1 protein-coding gene is annotated in these 1,005 nt (G+C 52.6%); it reads left to right on the top strand.

Annotated elements, in window-relative coordinates; genetic code table 11:
* Positions 1-77 precede the first annotated feature (77 nt).
* Positions 78-1,005 (top strand): IS5 family transposase (locus BMZ51_RS23740; protein ID WP_074882442.1); only part of this gene is annotated, 928 nt, incomplete at its 3' end.

Below are 1,005 nucleotides of genomic sequence, written 5' to 3'. Positions count from 1 at the left end.
AGCTGAGGGCCTCTATTAACCACAAGCGTTTTCGAGTGTGTTCTGATTCAATTGTGCTGTCGGCTGGGGAGGCAATCATGTATCGGGCACCAGGGCTATTTGATGTTGAAGACCGCTTGCAGCGGCTCAGTGATATTGGCGACCAACTAGAAGCCTACGATAAGACAGTCGATTTTGAGGTCTTCCGCAGCGACTTGGAGAAAACGTTGGCTTATGGCGATCGCGCCAAGGGTGGCCGCCCGCCTTTTGATGCTGTGCTCATGTTCAAGATCCTCATCATCCAAGCACAGAACAATTTGAGTGACGAGCGCACCGAGTTTCTGATCAATGACCGGCTGTCGTTCATGCGCTTCCTTGGCCTGGGGCTTACAGGTAAGGTGCCTGATGCCAAGACAATCTGGTTGTTTCACGAGAAGCTAACCAAGGCTGGTGCGATTGAAGACCTGTTTTGCCGATTTGACAAAACGCTGCGGGAGGCTGGCTACATCGCCATGCCCGGGCAACTGGTCGATGCCTCTCTTATTGCCGCTCCCAAACAGCGTAACACCGAAGATGAACGCAACGCGCTCAAGCAAGGCCGTATTCCCAAGGATTGGCGGAAAAACAAAGCTAAACTGCGCCAGAAAGATACTCATGCACGCTGGACGGTACAGTTTGGCAAAGCCCGTCAACGCAAGGATGGCAGCAAACATCTGGACATTGCTATTCCCCACTTCGGTTACAAAGCACACACCAGCATCGACAAAGGCTACCGTTTCATTCGCAAGTGGCTGGTCACTGATGCGGCCAGCCATGATGGCAGGCAATTACGTCAGGGCTTGTTGGATAAAGCCAATACCGGCTCGCAGGTCTGGGCGGATAGCGCTTATAGATCCAAGCAGAACGAGGACTTCATGGAGGAAAACGGGTTTGTCTCGCAGGTTCATCGTCGCAAACCGAAAGGTAAGCCTATGCCCACCAATGTGCGCCGTGGCAATAACACCAAATCAAAACGTAGAGCACCGG

The sequence above is a fragment of the Pseudovibrio axinellae genome (assembly GCF_900110875.1).
Taxonomy (GTDB): Bacteria; Pseudomonadota; Alphaproteobacteria; order Rhizobiales; family Stappiaceae; genus Pseudovibrio; species Pseudovibrio axinellae.
This window is presented reverse-complemented; position numbering and strand designations above follow the sequence as displayed.